Consider the following 19,748-nt stretch of genomic DNA (forward strand, 5'->3'; position numbering starts at 1 on the left):
ATGAGATTGTGTCCCAGTGGGATGGTAGCAGTCCCCACCGATGTTCAAGACACTACTCAGCATGACTGTGGCTTTCTTGTGAACTTTCTGTATAACGGACGGGCTCGCCCGTTATCAATCACAACGACCGATCCCGCTCAAACATTCCCGCAGTCGTCGGCCTGAACAGAGTCGTCGGACTGAACAGAGTCGTCGGCCTGAGCAGAAGACGGTGGGAGCCCAAGCGCAATTTCGATCTCCCGGATCGCACGGCGCACCGTTTCCACCCTGACCCGTGCACGGTCGCCGGGCAGCGCCAACTTCGTCGCGTGCACGGCGCCCCGGAAGGCCAGGCCGATGTAGACGGTGCCAGGTCTTAAACCACCCTGCCAGTCTGGTCCGGCGACACCGGTGGTGGCGATGCCGATATCGGCGTTCGTGCCGTTCACTGCGGCGGCACGCGCGACCCCGACGGCCATCTGGCAGGCGACCTCCGGATGCACCGGCCCATGGTCCGCCAGGAGCTTCGCATCGACGTGGAGGAGGGAATGTTTCAGCTGCGTGTCGTAGGCGACCACACCACCGCGCACGGCCGCAGACGCTCCGGGCACCCGGATGAGCTCAGCGACCAGCAGACCGCCGGTCAGCGACTCGGCGCAGGCAATCGTCAGCTCGCGTTTGATCAGTTCCGTCACCACCCGCGCGGTGGTGTCGCGGTCGCGGTCGTCGTTCAGGACGCCATCGTTCACGCGGTCCTCATTCCTGGGGCCATCGATCACGACGTGGCCGCTCCTGAAGGCTTTCTGTTCTCGCGGTAGGCACTCACCAGGTAATCGATGCCGGTGAGCACGGTGAGGATCACGGCCGCGGTCATCAGACCCGTGTTCAGCCAGTACACCCAATCACCGAAGAAGATCCAGAACGGCACGAGCGCGAATGAGATCGCCACAGCCTGCACCAGGGTCTTGAGCTTGCCGCCCCTGGATGCCGGAATCACGTGTTTGTCCAGCACCACGAACCGGTAGACGGTGATGCCTATCTCTCGCACCAGGATGACGATCGTGACCCACCAGGGCAGCTCTGCAAGGATCGACAGGCAGACCAGGGCCGAGCCGGTCAGCACCTTGTCCGCGATCGGGTCGAGCAGCTTGCCCAGGTCGGTGACCAGATTCCAGCGCCTCGCGATGTACCCGTCGATACCGTCGGTCGCGATCGCGACGATGAACAATCCGGCGGCCCAGAACCGGAGCGGGCCGTCCTGCCCGTCGTCCGTGAGGAGCATCCAGATGAACACCGGCGCGAGCAGGATGCGCACGACCGTGATGATGTTCGGCAGGTTGAAGTTGCTCGTGCGTCCGGCCGCTGCGCCACCGGCGACGGGCTCGCTCACTCTCGTCCCGTCAGGTGCCAGGCGTCTTCGTCGGGTTCATCGGCTTCGGGCAGTCCCTCGGTCATGGCGCCGACCGGGTCACGGCCATAACGGTCCTCATCAGCCGATTCGGCCGGCGCGTCGGGGGCCGCCGCAGCCTGCACCGGGCCATCGCCCTCGCCGCGCAGCATGGCAAGGACCTCAGGCAGCTGCTCGGCGGTCGCCAGCACATCACGGGCCTTCGATCCCTCACTGGGACCTACGATCTCGCGTGCCTCGAGCAGGTCCATCAGCCGGCCGGCCTTCGCGAAGCCGACGCGCAGTTTGCGCTGCAGCATCGAGGTCGAGCCGAACTGGGTGCTGACCACGAGTTCGGCCGCCGCCAGCAGCACCTCGAGGTCGTCTCCGATATCGGCGTCAATCTGCTTCTTCTCGACTGATACGGCGACATCCTGCCGGTACTCGGGGCGAGCCTGCCGGGTGACGTGTTGCACCACCTTCGTGATCTCGTCTTCGTTGACCCAGGCACCCTGCACCCGGATCGATTTGTTCGCGCCCATCGGCAGGAATAGCCCATCGCCCTGCCCGATCAATTTGTCGGCACCGGTCTGATCGAGGATCACTCGCGAGTCGGTGGAGCTCGAGACCGCGAACGCGAGCCGGCTCGGAATGTTCGCCTTGATCAGCCCGGTGACCACATCGACGCTCGGCCGCTGCGTGGCGAGCACCAAATGGATGCCCGAGGCGCGAGCCAGCTGGGTGATGCGCACGATCGAATCCTCGACGTCGCGCGGTGCCACCATCATCAGGTCGGCGAGCTCGTCGACGACCACCAACAGGTACGGATAGGGCTTGAGCGTGCGCTCACTGCCCGCGGGCAGGACGATCTCGTTCTTGCGCACGGCACGGTTGAAGTCGTCGATGTGGCGGAAGCCGAACGACGCGAGGTCGTCGTAGCGCATGTCCATCTCTTTGACGACCCACTGCAGTGCTTCGGCGGCCTTCTTGGGGTTGGTGATGATCGGCGTGATCAGGTGAGGAACGCCCGCGTAGATGGTCAACTCGACTCGCTTCGGGTCGATCAGCACCATTCGCACGTCTTGTGGTTTCGCGCGCATCAGCAGGCTGGTGATCATCGAGTTGACGAAGCTGGATTTTCCGGAGCCGGTCGCCCCGGCGACCAGAAGATGCGGCATCTTGGCCAGGTTGGCAACCACGTAGCCACCCTCGACGTCCTTGCCGACCCCGATCGTCATCGGGTGGGTGCTGCCGGTCGCGGCCGCCGAACGCAACACGTCACCGAGGGAGACGATCTCGCGGTCGGTATTCGGTATCTCGACCCCGATCGCGCTGCGGCCGGGGATGGGCGACAGGATGCGCACCTCGTTGCTGGCGACCGCGTAGGACAGGTTCTTGCTGAGTGCGGTCACCCGCTCCACCTTGACGCCGGGCCCGAGTTCGATCTCGTACCGGGTCACGGTCGGCCCCCGGGAGAACCCGGTGACCTTCGCATCCACCTGGAACTGGGTCAGCACTTCGGTGATGGCCCGCACCATCTCTTCGTTGGCGACCGACGCCTTCTTCGCGGGAGTTCCCGCGCTGAGCGTGGAGGCGCTCGGCAGTCGGTAGGGCGCCTGTTGTTCCGGCGCCGTCTGGGCGGGCACGGCGGCGTCGTCGAAGTCAGCGCCCGCCTGCGCGGTGAACCCGGGCAGCACGTCGGTGGGTGAGTCGTCGGATGACGAGTCATCCCGCAGAGAGGTGGCACCGGCGGCACCGGTGGCTCCGAGCTTCTTCACCGCTTCCTCGGCTCTCAGCATCTCCTCCAGCAACTCGGTGCCGAAATGATCTGAATCCGCCTCGGGTGCGGTTTCCAGCGGGGTCTCGAACTCGCCCGGGGCTTGTGGCGTCCGGTCGGCCGGATCCGCCTCGATCACCGGGGAGGAGAATGCGGGATCCTCTTCGCGCCGGCTGCTGTTCCGGCGCCACCACGGCAGGCCGCCGGCGTCGCCGTCAATCCCGTCCAGCTCTTCCTGGGCGGACTGGTCGGCCCGGGCGGCCTTGGCTGCGGCACGCTCCTCCTCGCTGGGCAGCGTCTGGTCGAACAGGTAGGCGTAGAGTTCGCGCAGTCGGTGGCCGACGCGGTTCGGCGGGGTCTTGGTGATGATGAACACCGACAGCACGATCAGCAGAATGGCGACGGCTCCGGCTCCGTAAACGGTGATCAGGAACGCGATCGGTTCGGCCAGCAGCCAACCGAGCAGCCCGCCCGCCCGCGCCAGGGAATCCATCCCCGCTGACGGTTGCGGCTGCCCGCCGGCGAGGTGGCTGAGGCCGCAGATCCCGGTGAGAAGAATTGCCAGGCCGATACCGATCCTGCCGTTGTCGTGCACCGAACTCGGATGTCTGAACAGCCAGACGGCGAACAGGAGCATGATCACCGGCAGCGCGAATGAGACCCGACCGAAGATCCCGCCGAATGTGTAGGCGTCGAGCGTGACCGCCCAGGGCGCCCCGGCGTAGAACCAGACGATCACCACGCCGGCGATCGAAAGCAGGGTGATCAGGAACGGCAGCCCGTCGCGGCGTTCCTCTTTGGCAAGTTTCTCTGGACCGAGGGCGCGGGCCGCGCCACCGAACACGTGGGCCAGGCCGAGCCAGGCGCGCACGAGAAACGGAGCACCAGAATCCGGCTCGTCGAATTTCACCGTCTTCTGGGTCGCGGTGGCGCGGGGCAGGGGTTTCGTCTTGGTGGGCGCAGCCGAGCTGTTGCGCGGTGATGATTTGCGCGCGCGGGTGCCCTTGGTGCTGGTAGCCATGCCGACAACGGTACTCGCCCGCGGCCCGAACACCGGCTTAGAGCGCGCGAGTGTCACCTATACGCGGCCATTGCGTTCGGCGCCGACGTCTAGAAGCGAATGGCGTCGATCACCTTCACACGCACCGCGACAAGAGCGGGAAGGAGGCCGGCCAACGCGCCGACGGCGGTCGCCGCCACCATGCCGATGATCGCGGCCTCGATCGGGAATGGGGGCAGGTCGGTCAGCATGCCCTGTCCGAGCACTTCGATCAACCAGGGGCTCCGCACGATCAGGATCGCCGCGACCACACCAACCGCGCCGGCAACGATCGTGCCGACGACACTCTCCATCATCACCGCGAAGAAGATTCGGCCGCTGGTGGCTCCGAAGCTGCGCCGCACACCGATTTCACGGATGCGCTGCTTGAGGGTGACCAGTGAGATGTTGACGAGACCGAGGGCACCGAGCACGAGCACCAGACCGGCGATGCCGCCGATCACCAGCTTCACCGCGAGGAACGGGTCTTCCTGGCCCTGGGCCCCGATATCGCTGCGATAGACAGTCGCTGTGGCACCCTCACCCAGCGCACCGGAGAAGTCACTTTCGAGGCTCACCCGCAGCTCTTCGGCGATCTCGGGCGGCACCCAGAGGGAATATTCCGTCCACAGGTTGGCCTGCGCCTCCGTGTCGGCCAGGGCGACATAGCCGTCGTACAGCATGTACATCGCCGGCTCGGTGTCCCACATGTTGGTGGGATACACGCCGATGACCACACCGAGGGCGTTCTGGTCTGCACCGAGCAGCGTCACCGTCGGGTTCGTGTTCAATGCCGGCGCGCCCAACCGCTGCCAGAAGACCTCGTTGACGACCAGGGCCGGGGCGAGTCTTTGGGCATCATCGTCGGCGAACCAGACGCCGTCATCCAACAGGATGCGCCGCATCGGGCCGAACTCCGGGTCGACAGCCTGCACCTGGACCATGCTCACGCCGTCGACGAACTGCACATTCTGCGAGGCCTGCGTGTTGCGGCTGGCATAGCTGATGGCATATCGGTCGAGTGCATCCGCCCAGGCCTTGTCCATCATTTCCTTCGGCGGCTGGGTGCCGTCGGCCATGTTCACCTGAAGCGCCAGGGATGCCGGTCGGCCGCCGAATCGTTCGCTGATCTCCACGGTCGCCTGCTGGGCAATCGCCCCGGCACCGACCACGACGGTCAAGGCGCAGACGGCCACGGCCACGCCGACGAGGGAGAGCAGCACCCGGGTGCGATGGATACGCAGTTCTTGGGCCGCCTCGACGAAGGCCCCGACGATACCCGTGAAGAACGCATTCATGTCATCACCGACTGATCGACCGCGCTCAGTACCCCGCCGACCAGATGATAGTGGGTGTCGGCCAACTGGGCGATCTTCGGATCATGAGTGATCGTGACCAGCGCCGCCCCCGACTCCTTCGCCACCTCATCCAACAACGCCATCACCTGCTCGCCGGTCTCGATGTCGAGTGCCCCGGTGGGCTCGTCGGCGAGAATGAGTCGAGGCCCCCGCACCAGCGCTCGGGCGATCGCGACGCGCTGCTGCTCACCACCGGAGAGTTGTTCCGGCATCGAGGAAGCCCGATCGGCCAGACCCACCTTGTCGAGGATCTCCAGTGCGATGCGGTCACGCTGCCAGAACTGCCGACCGGTCGCGTACAAAAGCGGAGTCGCCACATTCTCCAATGCGGTGCGCCCCTGCAGCAGGTTGAACTGCTGAAAGATGAAACCGAGGTCTCGTCCGCGGATGCGATCACGCTGGCCGGACGAGAACGTCGACACCGGGCGCCCCTCGAACAGCATCTGCCCGGTTGACGGGCTGTCCAGCATCCCGAGCACATTCAGCAGCGTCGATTTGCCGGAACCCGATCGGCCGACCACCGAGATGCGGTCGCCGACCGACACCTCCAGGTCGATGCCGCTCAGGATGGTGAGCGGGTCGGAGTCGGGCAGTTCGACGGTTCGCGTGACCTGCTCGAGCCGGATCAGGCTCATCCTTCCACGCTCACGCACGTCGTGCTGCCGTCTTGTTCCTGGAAGCAGTCCTCCCCACCGAACTGGTTGGGCATCGGCTCAGGCATGCCCGGCTCCCAGCCCGCCCACGGGTCGACAGGCACCGCGCCGGGCACGAATTCGAGCACGGTGTCGCCCTCGGCCAGGCCACCGGCGATCTCCACGGTGAAGCCGTCGTTCAATCCCAGCGAGACCTCCGTCTCCTGGGTCGTCCCATCGGGCAGTATGAGCCAGGCGATCCCACTCTGGCTGGAACCCTTGACCGCCGTGGTCGGCACCGTCAAAACGCCCTCCGCGGTGCCGCCCGGAATGGTGATCTCCGCCGACAACCCCGCGAAGACCCTGATGTCGGCCGGCACTGCGCAACGCACCACGGTTCCGCTCTCGGCGGTGCTCTCGCCCGTGGGTGCCCCGGCGAGAGGGGTGGTGATCTCGAGGCCGGTGCACGTGAATGGAGCAGGGCCGTGGGCGATCGTGATCTCGGCCTGGTCGGGCTCGTCGACCAGGCCGAACAACTGTTCCGGAGTCATGGAGCCGGTCACCGAGAACGTCGGTGGGGCCACCTGGCCGGCCACATCGCCGACGGCGAGCATCTGGCCATGAATCACAGTGAGGGAGCTGAGGATGCCGTCGGCCGGTGCATAGACCTTGGCGAAGGTGACGATCGGCTGCGGCTCGACGTACACGGGCGGGGGTGGCGGGGTGACCACGGTGCCCCCCGACCCGCCATTCACCGCGGAGCCGCCCGTTTCGCCGTGTCCGCCGGTACCGTCGGAGCCACCGGAGATGTTGCGAGGCACAGACGCGCTCGCGACCGAACCGGGCATGGTCTCGACCCGGATGTCGAAGATCTTGTCGCCCTTCTTCACGGGCTTGCCCTCGGTGATGAACACCTCGTCGACGGTACCCGCGCCGGTCGCGCGAACCGGAACGGCCGCATCGGCGACCACCTGCCCGGTCACCTTCACGCTGTTCACGATGGTGCCGACGGTCACCTGAACCTGCGGTTGGGTGATCTCACCGGTCGGAAAAGTGGGGTCCTGGGCCTCCGCACTGTCGGCGAAGAACGCCAGTTTGACCAACGCGACGACCAGAACTGCAAGCAGCACAAGCCGGATGATCGGGAAGACCCACTTCTTGGCAACGCCCAAGGCACACCTCACGTCGAAAGGACACAGCTGATTATTGAAGAACTTGCATCCCCCGGGCATGCTGGGAGAAATGCCAGACTAACCGGTGTTTCGCCCGCCGGTCGTCACATCTGCCCAATCGTTATGGGTGTGTTTGCGCCGCCCTACGCCTCGATCACGAGAGGGACGATCATCGGACGGCGGCGGAAGCTGGTGTTCACCCAACGCCCGACCACGCGGCGCACCACCTGCGAAAGCGCGTATTGGTCGTGCACGCCGTTCTGCACCGCTTCGGCGACCGCCGCAACGATCTTCGGCTTGATGCTGTCGAACACCTTGTCATCCTCGGCGAAACCACGCGCGTGGATCTCCGGGCCGACGATCACCTTGCCGGTGCCTCGCTCCACCATCAGGATGATGGAGATGAAACCCTCTTCGCCGAGGATCCGGCGGTCCTTGAGGTCGGCGTCGGTGATCTCACCAACGGTCGAACCGTCGACGTAGACAAAACCGAGGTCCAACTGCCCGACGACGGTTGCCACCCCATCTTTGAGGTCGATGACGGTGCCGTCCTCGGCGAGGATGGTGTTCTCCTCGGGAACACCCGTCTGCATGGCCAATTGCTGATTCGCCACCAGGTGCCGATATTCACCGTGCACCGGCAGCACGTTCTTGGGCTGCACGATGTTGTAGACATAGAGCAGTTCGCCGGCGGCCGCGTGGCCTGACACGTGCACCTTCGCGTTGCCCTTGTGCACGACGTTGGCACCCAGTTTGGTGAGTCCGTCGATGATGCGGTACACGGCGTTCTCGTTACCGGGGATGAGGCTGGATGCCAGGATGACGGTGTCTCCGGTGCCCACCTCGATGCGGTGCTCCTGGTTGACCATGCGGGAGAGCACGGCCATCGGCTCCCCCTGTGAACCGGTCGACATGTAGACGATCTTGTCGTCGGGCAGGTTGTCGGCCTTCTTGAAGTCGATCAACACGCCTTCTGGAACCTTGAGGTACCCGAGTTCAGCGGCGATGGTCATGTTGCGCACCATGGAGCGCCCGAGCAGGGCAACACGGCGGCCGTTGGCGTGGGCGGCGTCGAGCACCTGTTGCACCCGGTGCACATGGGAGGAGAAACTGGCCACGATCACGCGGCGCGGGGCGCGGGCGATCACGTCGTCGAGAACGGGGCCGATCGAACGTTCGGTCGGCGTGAACCCGGGAACGTCGGCGTTGGTGGAGTCAACCAGAAACAGGTCGATGCCCTCCTCCCCGAGGCGGGCGAAGTCGCGCAGGTCGGTGAGTCGTCCGTCGAGCGGCAGTTGGTCCATCTTGAAGTCACCGGTGTGCAGCACCGAGCCGGCATCAGTGTGGATGGCCACGGCCAAAGCATCCGGGATCGAGTGGTTCACCGCAACGAACTCGAGTTCGAAGCCGGCGATCTCCTCGATCTGCCCTTCGGCCACCGTCATCGTGAACGGCTTGATCCGGTGCTCCTTGAGCTTGGCCTCGATCAGGGCGAGCGTCAGCCCCGAGCCGATCAACGGGATGTCCTGCTTGAGCTTCAGCAGGTACGGCACCGCACCGATGTGGTCTTCATGGCCGTGGGTGAGCACGATGCCCACCACGTCGTCGAGCCGGTCGCGGATGGGCGAGAAGTCGGGCAGGATCAGATCGACGCCGGGCTGGTGCTCCTCGGGGAACAACACCCCGCAGTCGACGATCAGGATCTTGCCGTCGATCTCGAACGTGGTCATGTTGCGACCGATCTCACCCAGCCCACCGATCGGGGTCACCCTGAGGGTTCCGGGTTGGAGCGGGGCTGGGTCGTAAACGGTACTGGGCACGAGGCCTCCTAGCGTGTGGTGCCGGCGACCTTGGGCAGGGCACCGCCGGCGGCGGCGTTGCGGTCGGGGCGGAAGTTACTGAAGTCTGCACCGGCGAGATCGCGCACGAGGTCGAGATCCTCTTCGATCTGGGCGGCCTCGAACTCTTCGGGGCCCACCAGCGGCAGGCGCACCCGGGGGCTGGCGATCCGCCCGAGGCCGTGCAGGATGTATTTGGTCGCGACGGTGCCGGGCACGTGGGTCATGGTGGCACGCACGAGCGGTTCGAGTTTCTTGTGGGCGGCCATCGCCGTGGCGAGGTCGCCGGCGTTCACGGCGTCCATCATGTCCCGATAGGGGCCGGGAGCGATGTTGTTGGTGACGCCGATCATGCCGGTCGCCCCGATCGCGAGACTGGGCAGAACGTGCGCGTCGTCACCACAGAAATAGAGCATGTCGGTCTGGTTGAGCACCCGGCTGACTTCGGCGAGATCGCCCTTGGCGTCTTTGATGGCGAGGATATTGGGGTGCTTGGCTGCCCTCAGGATCGTCTCGTAGGTGATTGGAATGCCGGTCCGCCCGGGAATGTCGTACAGGATGATCGGCAGATCAGTCGCATCGGCGATCATCCGAAAATGCGTGAGCACGCCGGCCTGGGTGGGTTTGTTGTAGTAGGGGGTGACGACCAGGTTCCCGTCGGCGCCGGCCTTCTCTGACTGCCTGGCCAATTGCATGGCGTGCGCGGTCTCATTGGAGCCGCCGCCGGTGATGATCTTCGCCCGCCCGTCGGCCACCGACTTGCCCACCTCGACGAGTTTGATCTTCTCCGGGTCGGTGAGGGTGCTCGTCTCGCCGGTGGTGCCCGAGACGACAATGCCATCGGCACCGCGGTTGATCACGTCATCGATGTGCTTCTCGACTCCGGGCCAATCGACTTCGCCGTCGGCCGTGAACGGGGTAACCAGGGCAACGAGTACCTGCCCGAACGGGTTCTGAATGGGGGTGTCGCTTTTCGTCACGTGATACAGGTTAGCGGGTGGGGGCGCGTCGCGACCGCATCCGCCAGAATCTGCGCCATCAGGCGAGTCCCGATTAACTATTTGAGATATTTATCAAATGCTCATATTATTGAGGAATGCCTCCCACAGAATATCCCGTCGCTGCGCTCAAAGCTGAACTGTTCAAAGCCCTCGCCCACCCGGCACGCATCCGCGTGCTCGAAATCCTGGTTTCCAACCAGCGCTCGGTCGGCGAGCTCGCAGACGACGTCGGTCTGGAGATCTCGCACCTGTCGCAGCAGCTGGCTGTGCTCAGGCGAGCCGGCGTGGTCGACACCCGGCGTGAGGGCAACACGGTTTACTACTCTCTGCGTGATTCACGGATCGCGGCGCTTCTGACACTGGCGCGCCGGATGCTCGTGACCAGTCTGGAGAACTCCCAAGAACTGCTCACCGGCTTGCAGGACGCCGGCGACCTGTCCGAGCCCGACGCGGTATCCGCGTCAGACTCCGTGAACGAAACAGACGCAGTGTCCGAAACAGACGCAGTGTCCGAAACAGACGCAGTGTCCGAAACAGACGCGGTGTCCGAAACCGGCGCAATGTCCCTGCCGGGTTCACTGTGACGACAAAAGCCACCGTGGGCGCCACACGGGCTGCAGCGGCTCAGACAGCCCGCCACCTGCGCAGCCTGCTGCCGCAGCGTGCCGACTGGGAGGCAGTGAAACGAAGCCCGGGCAGAGACATCATCGCCGGGGTCACGGTCGCTGTGGTGGCTCTGCCGCTCGCCCTCGCGTTCGGCGTCGCCTCCGGCCTCGGGGCCCAGGCCGGGCTGATGACCGCCATAATCGCCGGTGCCCTGGCCGCCATCTTCGGAGGAAGCAACCTTCAGGTCTCCGGCCCGACGGGGGCGATGACCGTGGTGCTGGTGCCGGTGGTGTACCGGTTCGGTGTTGAGGGGGTGCTGCTCACCGGGTTGATGGCCGGGGTGATGCTGCTGATCATGGCGGTGAGTCGCATGGGCAAGTACGTGCGATTGCTCCCCACCTCGCTGATCGAGGGTTTCACCGCCGGAATCGCCGTCGTGATCGTGCTTCAGCAGTTCCCCAACATCTTCGGCCTCGCGCCGGGCAACGAGGAGAAGGTGTGGTCCCTCGCCTGGCAATCGTTCCTGGAGTTCATCGCCGCCCCGAACCCGGTCCCCGTGATCTTCGCTCTCGTTGTCGCGGCCGTGATCCTCATCGGCGCCCGCTGGATGCCGATAATTCCTTTCACCCTGATCATGGTGGTGGTGGCCACAGCGGCCGCGGAGCTGATGCCGTGGGCTCTTCCCCGCATCGGCGAGTTGCCGTCTGGCTTCAACTCGGTGTCTCTGGCGTTCTTCGACCTGAACCGGATGGGCGACCTCCTGCCGTCAGCGCTCGCAATCGCCGCGCTGGCCGCCCTGGAGAGCCTGCTGTGCGCCACGGTTGCCGATTCGATGAGTGTGGGCGAGCAACACGATCCCGACCGGGAACTGTTCGGGCAGGGCCTGGCCAACCTCGTGGCTCCGATGTTCGGCGGAGTTCCGGCGACGGCTGCGATCGCACGCACGGCAGTGAATGTGCGTGCTGGCGCGCGCTCCCGACTGGCCAGTGTCAGCCACGCGGCCGTGTTGGCCCTGATCGTCCTCTTCGGTACAGACCTGGTATCGAAGATTCCGCTGGCGGCGCTGGCAGGAGTGCTGCTCGCCGTCTCGGTGCAGATGATCGAATTCGGCTCCATCAGGGCGCTGCTCACGTCGACACGCACCGACGCCGTTGTACTCCTGCTGACCTTCGCGGTGACCGTCGCCATCGACCTGGTGACCGCCGTGGTCGTGGGGCTCGCGGTCGCGGTTCTTCTCATCCTTCGCTCGATCGCGAAGTCGGCCAAGCTCGAACAGGTTCCGCTCGAGACCGATCCGGGAGACAGCGCGAAGGAGCGGTCGCTGCTGGCCGAGCGGATCGTCGCCTACCGTCTCGACGGTCCCCTGTTCTTCGGCGTCGCACACCGCTTCCTGCTGGAGCTGACCGAAGTCGCCACCGTCGATGTGGTGATCCTGCGCATGTCGCGGCTCACCACGCTGGACGCCACTGGCGCACGAATTCTGGATGACGCCATCAAACGGCTCGAGAAGCGCGGCATCATCGTGCTCGCCTCCGGGGTACAGCCGGAGCATACGCGCCTGCTGCGCGGCCTCGGGGTGGCTTCGCACCTGCGGACAATGGGTCGTGTGTTTCCCGACACGCCAGCCGCTATCGCCTACGCGCGCGCGCTGCTCGCCGAGAAGGCCGCTGCGAAGCCTCGCACCGGCAGCATCCCGACGGTGACCGCCGCCACGGCCGCGGAGCCCACGGTCGCGGAGCCACCAGACTCGTCCGATCAGCGCGGTTCGTAGCGAAGGAAACGGTATTCGAGGCCAGTACGTGACGTGTGCCAGCCGGCGGCCGGTTCGCTCGAGGCGAGACGCAAGCGGTCGCCGATCGACGGAGCCACGGTGTCACCGTCGAACACCGCTTGAATCTCGGTCACCAGCACCTGGTCGGCCCGGTCGATCACCGCGTCAAAGATCTGAGCGCCGCCGATCACCCAGATCTCGCCGCCGCCTGGCAGTTCTGCCTCGGCCAGCGTCAGTGCCTCGTCCACCGAGTGCACCCGCGTCGCCCCATCCGCATGCCAGGTCTGGTCTCGGGTCACCACAATGTTGGCCCGCCCCGGCAGTGGCCGGAATCGCTCGGGCAGGGAGTCCCAGGTCTTGCGACCCATCACCACTGGCGAGCCCAGGGTCACCTCTTTGAAGTGGGCCAGGTCTTCGGGCAGGTGCCACGGCATGACCCCACCCTGACCGATCACGCCGCCGTCAGACTGCGCCCAGATCAACCCGATGCCCACGGCACCGTCCGGAGCGTCCCCGCTCATACGGCCACCGCCCCGCGGATTGCAGGGTGATGCCGGTAGTCCTCCAACGCCAGGTCGCCGTACTCGTAGTCGAAGATGCTGGCGCGTTCGTGGGTGATGCGCAGCGTTGGCGAGGGGAACGGTTCCCGGGAGAGCTGCTCGGTGACCTGGTCGACGTGGTTGTCGTAGATGTGGCAGTCCCCTCCGGTCCAGACGAATTCACCCAGCGCGAGGCCGGTCTGGGCAGCAATCAACTGGGTGAGCAGCGCGTAGCTGGCGATGTTGAACGGAACGCCGAGGAAGAGGTCGGCGCTTCGCTGGTAGAGCTGGCAGGAGAGTTTGCCATCGGCCACATAGAACTGGAACAGCGCGTGACAGGGCGGCAATGCCATCTGCGGGATATCCGCCGGGTTCCACGCAGAAACGATCAGGCGCCGGGAATCCGGGTTCGTCCTGATCTGCTCGATGACATCAGCGATCTGGTCGATGGGTTCACCGGTCGGCGTCGGCCATGAGCGCCACTGCACGCCGTAAACGGGGCCGAGTTCCCCGTCGGCATCCGCCCATTCGTCCCAGATCGTGACACCCTTGTCCCTGAGCCAGGTGACGTTGCTGTCACCCCGCAGGAACCAGAGCAGTTCGTACGCAATCGACTTGAAGTGCAGCCGCTTCGTCGTGACCATCGGAAAGCCGGCGGCGAGGTCGAACCGGATCTGCCGACCGAAGACGCTGCGGGTTCCAGTGCCGGTGCGGTCAGTCTTCTGCACGCCGTTCGCCAGAGTGTCGCGAAGAAGGTCTTCATACGGGGTGGGGATGGCCTGAGTCATATCCTCGATGCTAGCGGCCCGCCCGCCTTCTGCTCCACGTTCCCACCCGGCCACTCCCGTGAGTGCTGAGCAGTTGAGAACACAGTCGGCTCGACGGGGCATCGGTCGGTGTCAGAAGATCCACCCGACACGGCAGAATGGGGGAATCATCAACAAGGAGGTCTGCCATGTCTGATCGAGAGCCGAAGCGTCTGCGCGTGCTGGTCTCCGGAGCCTCCGGGATGATCGGCACCGAATTGACCGAGCAACTGCGCATCGCGGGGCACACTCCACTCGCCCTGGTGCGCCGCGAGCCAAACGGCGATGATGAGAGCCGCTGGGACCCACAGGCGGGAGAGATCGACACCGGATTCGTGGGGTCGGCCGACGCGGTGGTGAACCTCTCCGGCGCCTCCCTCTCCCGATTGCCGTGGACTCCCGGCTACCGGCGCACCCTCGTACTGTCCCGCCTCAATGCGACGCACACGCTGACACGGGCGATGACCCGGGCGGCGACGCCTCCCGGCGCCCTTCTGAACGCCTCCGCCGTGGGCTACTACGGCAACCGCCCCAATGAGGAGCTGACCGAGAACTCGGCGAGGGGCAGTGGTTTCCTGTCGCAGCTGTCCGCGGACTGGGAGGCCGCCGCCCACACCGCACCTGCCGGTGTTCGCGTGGTCACCTTCCGCACTGGTCTGGTGATCGCCGCGGGCGGTGCACTCCGGCCGATCACGATGCTGACCCGCGCGGGCCTCGGCGGGCGAATGGGGTCAGGCAAACAGCACTGGCCGTGGATCAGCCTGCACGACGAGGCGGCGGCGATCGTGCACCTGCTCGCCTCCGAGCTGTCCGGCCCCGTGAACCTGGTCGGCCCGGAACCGGCCGTCGCCTCCCAGGTGACGCGGCACGTGGCGGAACGCCTGCACCGGCCACATCTTCTGACGGTGCCGCGCCCGGCCATCTCTGTGACACTCGGCGAAGCCGGCCGTGAATTATTGTTGGCCGACCAGCGCGTCAGTGCCGCACGGTTACGCTCCGATGGATTTCGCTTTCGCCACAGCACGGTGGAGAAAGCGATCGACGCGGTCGTGCCCCGACGCTGATCGACGACGCCCTGCGTGATCGTGTCGTGCGTGGTCGTCGATGACCGCCTCAGCCGGTGACCGAACCGCGCCGTTCACTCTTCTCCAACTCGATCGCGTGCCGGATCGCGTGCCGGGCACGCCGCCGGTCACCGCTGGCGTCATAGGCAAGACCCAGACGGAACCAGGCTCGCCAGCTGGTGGGCGACGCCTCAGCTTCATCCCGGTAGGCCGGGAACACCTGATCGGCAGCTCCGCGGATGGGGCGCCCGCTCGCGCGCCTCGGCAGGTCCTCTCCGGGGAGCGCACCCTCGTCAGCCAGTTGCCTGACCAGTCGTTCGGCGCTGGCACCGAACAGGAACTCACGGCCGAGCGCCCACGCACCGATGATCGGCAGAACGAACAGTGCCACACCCATCACCACACCGACCGCATCGCCGGAAACCATCAGGCTCAGGGCCCGGTTCGCCACTAGCACCAGGTACAGGGCCAGCAGTATCCCCATCACCCAGGCGGCAATCTTCCCCTTCATCGGTCGCCGAGCCCCGGGGCACGAGCTCCAGCACTCACGGCTCCGTCGCCACCGCGACCCGCTGGCCCAGTCTCCGAAGCATCGGCCACACGCCTGAGGGCCTGGGGCACCGAAAGCACACTGTCCAACCCGACGCTCACCCCGGTCGCTGTGCGCACCGCGCGCAGTCCCAGCAGTATCCCGGTCTCGTACGATGCGGTGGAGTACGTGTCATGTCGCACCGAGAGCGTCTCCCCCGTGCCGCCAAATGCCACGTCCTGCTGGGCGATGATGCCCGCCATCCGCCGACTGTGAACCGGGGTTCCCGCAACCTGAATACCCCTTGCCGGCTGGTCGACGTTGGGGGAATCGATCGTCAGCTGCCCGCGCACCGCCGCCATCAACTCTGCTGTGCGCACGGCGGTTCCCGATGGCGAATCGACCTTGGCCTGGCCGTGGGTCTCGACGATCTCGATCGAGTCGAAGAACTGCGCGGCCACCTGTGCCAGCGCTTGGCCGACGACCGACCCGATCGAGAAATTGGGCACGATTATCACGCCGCCGGCGGTCTCACCGGCCGGTACGTCGTGCAGCCGTTCACGCAGCCCGGCGATGCGAGCGCCCGACCATCCCGAGGTTCCGACCAGCACCTTCTTGCCGTGCGTGATTGCATGATCGACGATGGCCTGCGAAGCTGTCGGCGAGGTGACGTCGACGACGACCTCTGCTTTCAGCATCTCATCCAAGTGGTCGGCGGAGGACAGGCGAGCAACCAGATCGAATTCAGCGGAGTCGTCGATGACGCTGCAGATGAGCCGCCCCATGGTGCCCGTTGCGCCGACCACGGCGACCGAAGTTCTCATTCGACCAATCTACCAAGCACCCGGGGCACCCAGTTTTCCGGGAGCCCGGGAGCCCGGCTTCACACCCGTTGAGGCTCTGGGGTTCCCGTGCGCAACTCGAATGGAAGGTGGTTGGTTCCGTTGTGCATGATCAGCATGGGTGGCCTCGCGGTGCGCAACCGAATGATCGTCAGGCCGCAATTGGCCTGGTTGAGGCCGAGCCAACGCCACGCGGGCGCATCCATCGCATGCCGCACGAACCAGGCGATCACAAAGTTGTGCGTGATGAGCAGGTCGTGGCGTTCGTCGGCGGTCGGCGCCATGAACTCGGCCACCGCGTCATCCATCTGGGCCTCGCCGGCTTCCAACTCCGCCTGGGTGAAGGAGCCGAAGAACGACTCGAAGTTCTTCGGCATATCGGGAGTGGGCCCCGATGGGATGCAGTCGAACAGCAGCGCGGACGGGCGCGAGGTGATGCCCGGCAGGTTCTGAGTGATGATCTGGGCGGTCTCACTGGCTCGTTTCAGCGGTGAATGCCACGCCTCGGTGAACGGAACCCCAGCCAGTCGGTGGGCGATGAGGCGAGCCTGTTGTTCCCCACGTGCGGAGAGCGGGCCGTCGGGCAGCCCGTGTTCGGCGTCCTGCTGCTCGCCGTGGCGAACAAGGTACAGGTAGCGGGACATCGTCGTCCTTTCGTTAGTGGCGCTGACGCGCGCCGTCATGACATGTGGGAAAAAACCAACCGCACCGGCTATTGCGGGGCGTGGCTCGCGATGTCCAGGATGGGAGCGAAAGAGTCTTCGTCGACCGTTCCGACTGCGGCCACCGACACGGTGCGGCCGGCCAGGTCAGCGGCCAACTGCTGCACGTCGTCGGCCGTCACCTGGGCCAGCAGGCGCAGACTCTCGTCCAAGTCGCTGAACTCGCCCATCGTGATCTCGCTGCGCCCCAGGCGTGACATGCGCGTGTCGGAGTTCTCCAGGGCGAGGGCGGACGCACCGGAAAGTTGCCCGGTCGCGCGCTCCATCTCGTCGTCAGTCACTCCGAACCGAGCCAGTTTGTGCAGTTCCGCGAGCATCAACTCGGTCACCTGTGCGGCCTTCGCCGGCGAACAACCGGCGTAGATCCCGAACACCCCGGCGTCGGAGTAGCCGGCTCCGAACGAGTACACCGAATAGGCCAGTCCACGCTTCTCCCGGATCTCCTGGAAGAGCCGACTGGACATTCCGCCGCCGAAGATCGAGTTGAGCACGCTCAGGGTGACCCTGCGGTCATCGGTGGCCAGGAGCCCGGGCACACCGATCAGAATGTTGGACTGTTCGATGGGCCGGTGCACGACGCTGAGGCGCCCACCGCCGGCGATCGACGCTGCGGTCGTCGCGCGGCGTTCGACCGGCCGTGCCTGAAGCCCGAGGTCCCACCCCGCCCGGCGCAGGGAGGCTTCGACTCCCGCGACCAACTCGTCGTGGTCGACGGCTCCGGCGGCCGTGATCACCAGGTCCTGCGGGCGGTAGTTCGCCCGGTAGTGCTCCCAGACCGCGTCACGCTGCACCGCCCGGATCGTGTCCGCATTGCCGCCGATCGGCCGCCCCAACGGGTGCTCGCCGAGAACGGTCTGGAAGAATCGTTCGCTGGCGACATCGGCCGGGTCATCATCGGCCATGGCCAGTTCCTCGAGGATGACGCCACGTTCGATCTCGAACTCGTCCCGGTCGAGAACGGAGGAGCAGAGCATGTCGGCAATCACCTCGACGGCCATCGCGAGGTCGCCATCGCGCACCTTCGCGTAGTAGCACGTGTATTCCTTTGCCGTCATGGCGTTGTGCTCACCGCCCACCCGGTCGAAGGCGCTGGCGATGTCGAATGCGCTTCGCGTTCCGGTGCCCTTGAACAACAGGTGTTCCAGAAAATGAGTGGAGCCGAAGTTTGACGACTGCCCCGCGGTGCCATTCGAGGAGGGCGCCGCCGCCGATTCGTCACGGGAACCGACGGCCACCCAGTAGCCGAGCGTCGCACTACGACTGCCGGGCATGAACTCGCTGAGAATGCGTACACCCGACGGTAAGACGGTTCGCCTGATGAGGGACTCGCCCGCTGCGGTGAAGGACAGTTCGGCCAGGTCAAGGGGAAGGTCAACGGAGCCGGTCATTCAACCCAGCTTACGGCACAGCCGGTGCTCGGCCGCTCCCTGCAAGACGGAGATGGAGGCGCAGCACTTAACCGGAGACGCGATCCAACTCGCGCACCTGGCCCCGAGTGAGTTGCACGGTTGCGGCCGCCATCAGGTCATCGATCTGGTCGGGCCGCGAGGCGCTGGTGACCGGGGCGGTGATGTTCGGTTTGGCCAGCAACCACGCCAGTGCTGCGGTCGCGGCGCTCACCTCGAGTTCTCCCGCAACCTGGTTGAGCACGGCCAGAATTCGTAAGCCCTTACGGGTGACGTGTTTCACCGCTCGGGATTGCCGCTCCGTGGCGGGCTTCTGGTGCCGGGACAGGTACTTTCCGCTCAGAAAGCCGTGCGCGAGCGCGAAATATGGCACGATCGCGAGCCGCTGCCCATCGGCGATGACCGCCATCTCCCCCTCGAATTCGCGTTGCACCAGACTGTATTCGGTCTGCACCGCGGCGAACTTGCTCAACCCATACGCCGAGAGGATGCGCGCCTGGATGAGCCGGTCCACTGTGTAGTTGGAGGCCGCAAGATAACGCACCTTGCCGGATTCGACGAGCGTGTCGGCCGCGGCGAGGCTGTCTTCCAGTGGGGAGCTCTGGTCGTCCTCGTGAAAGAAGAGCACGTCGATGTGGTCGGTGCGCAAACGGGTGAGGCTGTCTTCAACCGCCCTGATGATATTGCCGGGGGTGAGCCCCGGGTTGTCCGGGTGCCTTCCGATCTTGGTCGCCAGCACCAGGTCATCACGATTGGCGCGGTCTTTGAGCCAACTGCCGATGATCACTTCGCTGCGACCGCCGGCATAGCTGTCAGCCGTGTCGATGAAGTTGCCTCCGCACTCGAAATAGCGGTCCAGAATCCCTCGACTCGCGTGGTGGTCGGCGGTCCAGCCGAACACGCTGGCGCCCAGCGCCAACGGATACACCCGGAGGTCGGTCTCACCCAATTGCCGGTACAACCCAGCGGATGCCCGAGACGCGAGCGGAACCGGGGAGGCGCCGTGGGGCTTGAGTCCGGTTTGGGCGGCGTTGACGTGGTCACGCGCAGAAACGGGCCGCGCGTACTCAGCTGCAGTCGATGACACGTCGTCCCTTCAGCTCAACATCGAGCCGTCCTCGACCGCCAAACGCTCAAACAACGGTCGAAAGTTCTTGCTCCCTGTGTGGCCGAGGATAAGGCACCGGCAGCAAGGCCGGGAGTCAACACGCGCAATCGTTACCGAAACATAATCAGTGCCGGCTTCAGTGCGGTCATGCCCGGCCGGCGCCTGCGAACGC

18 protein-coding genes are annotated in these 19,748 nt (G+C 65.6%); 3 read left to right on the forward strand and 15 right to left on the reverse strand.

Translation table 11 applies throughout. The features are described 5' to 3' along the window. Positions 1-137 precede the first annotated feature (137 nt). The 8 genes from DL891_RS12490 to dapA form a co-directional block, all read right to left on the reverse strand. Positions 138-728, reverse strand: coding sequence for a CinA family protein (locus DL891_RS12490; protein WP_232819155.1), 591 nt, complete (start codon positions 726-728; stop codon positions 138-140). A 26-nt stretch (positions 729-754) separates the two neighbouring features. Continuing rightward, complete coding sequence (gene pgsA / locus DL891_RS12495; protein ID WP_111720775.1) at positions 755-1,369, reverse strand: CDP-diacylglycerol--glycerol-3-phosphate 3-phosphatidyltransferase; 615 nt, start codon at positions 1,367-1,369, stop codon at positions 755-757. Then, positions 1,366-4,164, reverse strand: coding sequence for a DNA translocase FtsK (locus DL891_RS12500; RefSeq protein ID WP_111720913.1), 2,799 nt, complete (start codon positions 4,162-4,164; stop codon positions 1,366-1,368). The genes pgsA and DL891_RS12500 overlap by 4 nt, the downstream gene beginning before the upstream one ends. Before the next feature lie 89 nt (positions 4,165-4,253). After that, positions 4,254-5,480, reverse strand: coding sequence for an ABC transporter permease (locus DL891_RS12505; protein ID WP_111720776.1), 1,227 nt, complete (start codon positions 5,478-5,480; stop codon positions 4,254-4,256). After that, complete coding sequence (locus DL891_RS12510) at positions 5,477-6,175, reverse strand: ABC transporter ATP-binding protein (RefSeq protein ID WP_111720777.1); 699 nt, start codon at positions 6,173-6,175, stop codon at positions 5,477-5,479. Before DL891_RS12510 ends, DL891_RS12505 begins: the two co-directional genes overlap by 4 nt. Next, on the reverse strand, positions 6,172-7,344 hold the full coding sequence (locus tag DL891_RS12515) for an efflux RND transporter periplasmic adaptor subunit (protein WP_111720778.1): 1,173 nt from the start codon (positions 7,342-7,344) through the stop codon (positions 6,172-6,174). The genes DL891_RS12510 and DL891_RS12515 overlap by 4 nt, the downstream gene beginning before the upstream one ends. 143 nt (positions 7,345-7,487) lie before the next feature. After that, positions 7,488-9,164, reverse strand: a complete 1,677-nt coding sequence (locus DL891_RS12520; protein ID WP_111720779.1) for a ribonuclease J — start codon at positions 9,162-9,164, stop codon at positions 7,488-7,490. A gap of 8 nt (positions 9,165-9,172) precedes the next feature. Further along, complete coding sequence (gene dapA / locus DL891_RS12525; protein WP_232819156.1) at positions 9,173-10,162, reverse strand: 4-hydroxy-tetrahydrodipicolinate synthase; 990 nt, start codon at positions 10,160-10,162, stop codon at positions 9,173-9,175. 116 nt (positions 10,163-10,278) lie between these two features. On the opposite strand from dapA, the gene DL891_RS12530 reads away from it, so the two are divergent. Then, positions 10,279-10,767, forward strand: coding sequence for a metalloregulator ArsR/SmtB family transcription factor (locus tag DL891_RS12530; protein WP_111720780.1), 489 nt, complete (start codon positions 10,279-10,281; stop codon positions 10,765-10,767). After that, on the forward strand, positions 10,764-12,560 hold the full coding sequence (locus tag DL891_RS12535; protein ID WP_232819157.1) for a SulP family inorganic anion transporter: 1,797 nt from the start codon (positions 10,764-10,766) through the stop codon (positions 12,558-12,560). Before DL891_RS12530 ends, DL891_RS12535 begins: the two co-directional genes overlap by 4 nt. On the opposite strand, the gene DL891_RS12540 is transcribed toward DL891_RS12535, so the two are convergent. Together DL891_RS12540 and DL891_RS12545 are read right to left on the reverse strand one after the other, a co-directional pair. Beyond that, complete coding sequence (locus DL891_RS12540) at positions 12,545-13,081, reverse strand: dihydrofolate reductase (protein WP_111720781.1); 537 nt, start codon at positions 13,079-13,081, stop codon at positions 12,545-12,547. The two genes, DL891_RS12535 and DL891_RS12540, sit on opposite strands and share 16 nt — an antisense overlap. Beyond that, on the reverse strand, positions 13,078-13,887 hold the full coding sequence (locus DL891_RS12545) for a thymidylate synthase (protein WP_111720782.1): 810 nt from the start codon (positions 13,885-13,887) through the stop codon (positions 13,078-13,080). The genes DL891_RS12540 and DL891_RS12545 overlap by 4 nt, the downstream gene beginning before the upstream one ends. A gap of 167 nt (positions 13,888-14,054) precedes the next feature. Between DL891_RS12545 and DL891_RS12550 the strand changes: the two genes are divergently transcribed. Further along, the gene (locus DL891_RS12550; protein WP_111720783.1) at positions 14,055-14,969 is read left to right on the forward strand and encodes a TIGR01777 family oxidoreductase; all 915 of its coding nucleotides are present in this window, start codon (positions 14,055-14,057) and stop codon (positions 14,967-14,969) included. A gap of 49 nt (positions 14,970-15,018) precedes the next feature. Here the strand turns inward: DL891_RS12550 and DL891_RS12555 are convergent, their stop codons facing one another. From DL891_RS12555 to DL891_RS12575, 5 genes are all read right to left on the reverse strand, one after another. Further along, positions 15,019-15,480, reverse strand: a complete 462-nt coding sequence (locus DL891_RS12555) for a hypothetical protein (protein ID WP_111720784.1) — start codon at positions 15,478-15,480, stop codon at positions 15,019-15,021. Further along, positions 15,477-16,322: a 4-hydroxy-tetrahydrodipicolinate reductase gene (dapB, locus tag DL891_RS12560; RefSeq protein WP_111720785.1), complete on the reverse strand. Its 846-nt coding sequence runs from the start codon at positions 16,320-16,322 to the stop codon at positions 15,477-15,479. The genes DL891_RS12555 and dapB overlap by 4 nt, the downstream gene beginning before the upstream one ends. A 59-nt stretch (positions 16,323-16,381) precedes the next feature. After that, a complete protein-coding gene (locus tag DL891_RS12565) occupies positions 16,382-16,984 on the reverse strand; it encodes a histidine phosphatase family protein (RefSeq protein WP_111720786.1) in 603 nt (200 codons plus the stop codon). 68 nt (positions 16,985-17,052) lie between these two features. After that, positions 17,053-18,450 (reverse strand): pitrilysin family protein, encoded by a 1,398-nt coding sequence (locus DL891_RS12570; protein ID WP_111720787.1) that lies wholly within the window; start codon positions 18,448-18,450, stop codon positions 17,053-17,055. Positions 18,451-18,517: 67 nt separating this feature from the next. Next, a complete protein-coding gene (locus DL891_RS12575; RefSeq protein WP_111720788.1) occupies positions 18,518-19,555 on the reverse strand; it encodes an aldo/keto reductase in 1,038 nt (345 codons plus the stop codon). Positions 19,556-19,748 lie beyond the last annotated feature (193 nt).

It is taken from the genome of Homoserinimonas sp. OAct 916 (genome assembly GCF_003260275.1).
Taxonomy (GTDB): Bacteria; Actinomycetota; Actinomycetes; order Actinomycetales; family Microbacteriaceae; genus OACT-916.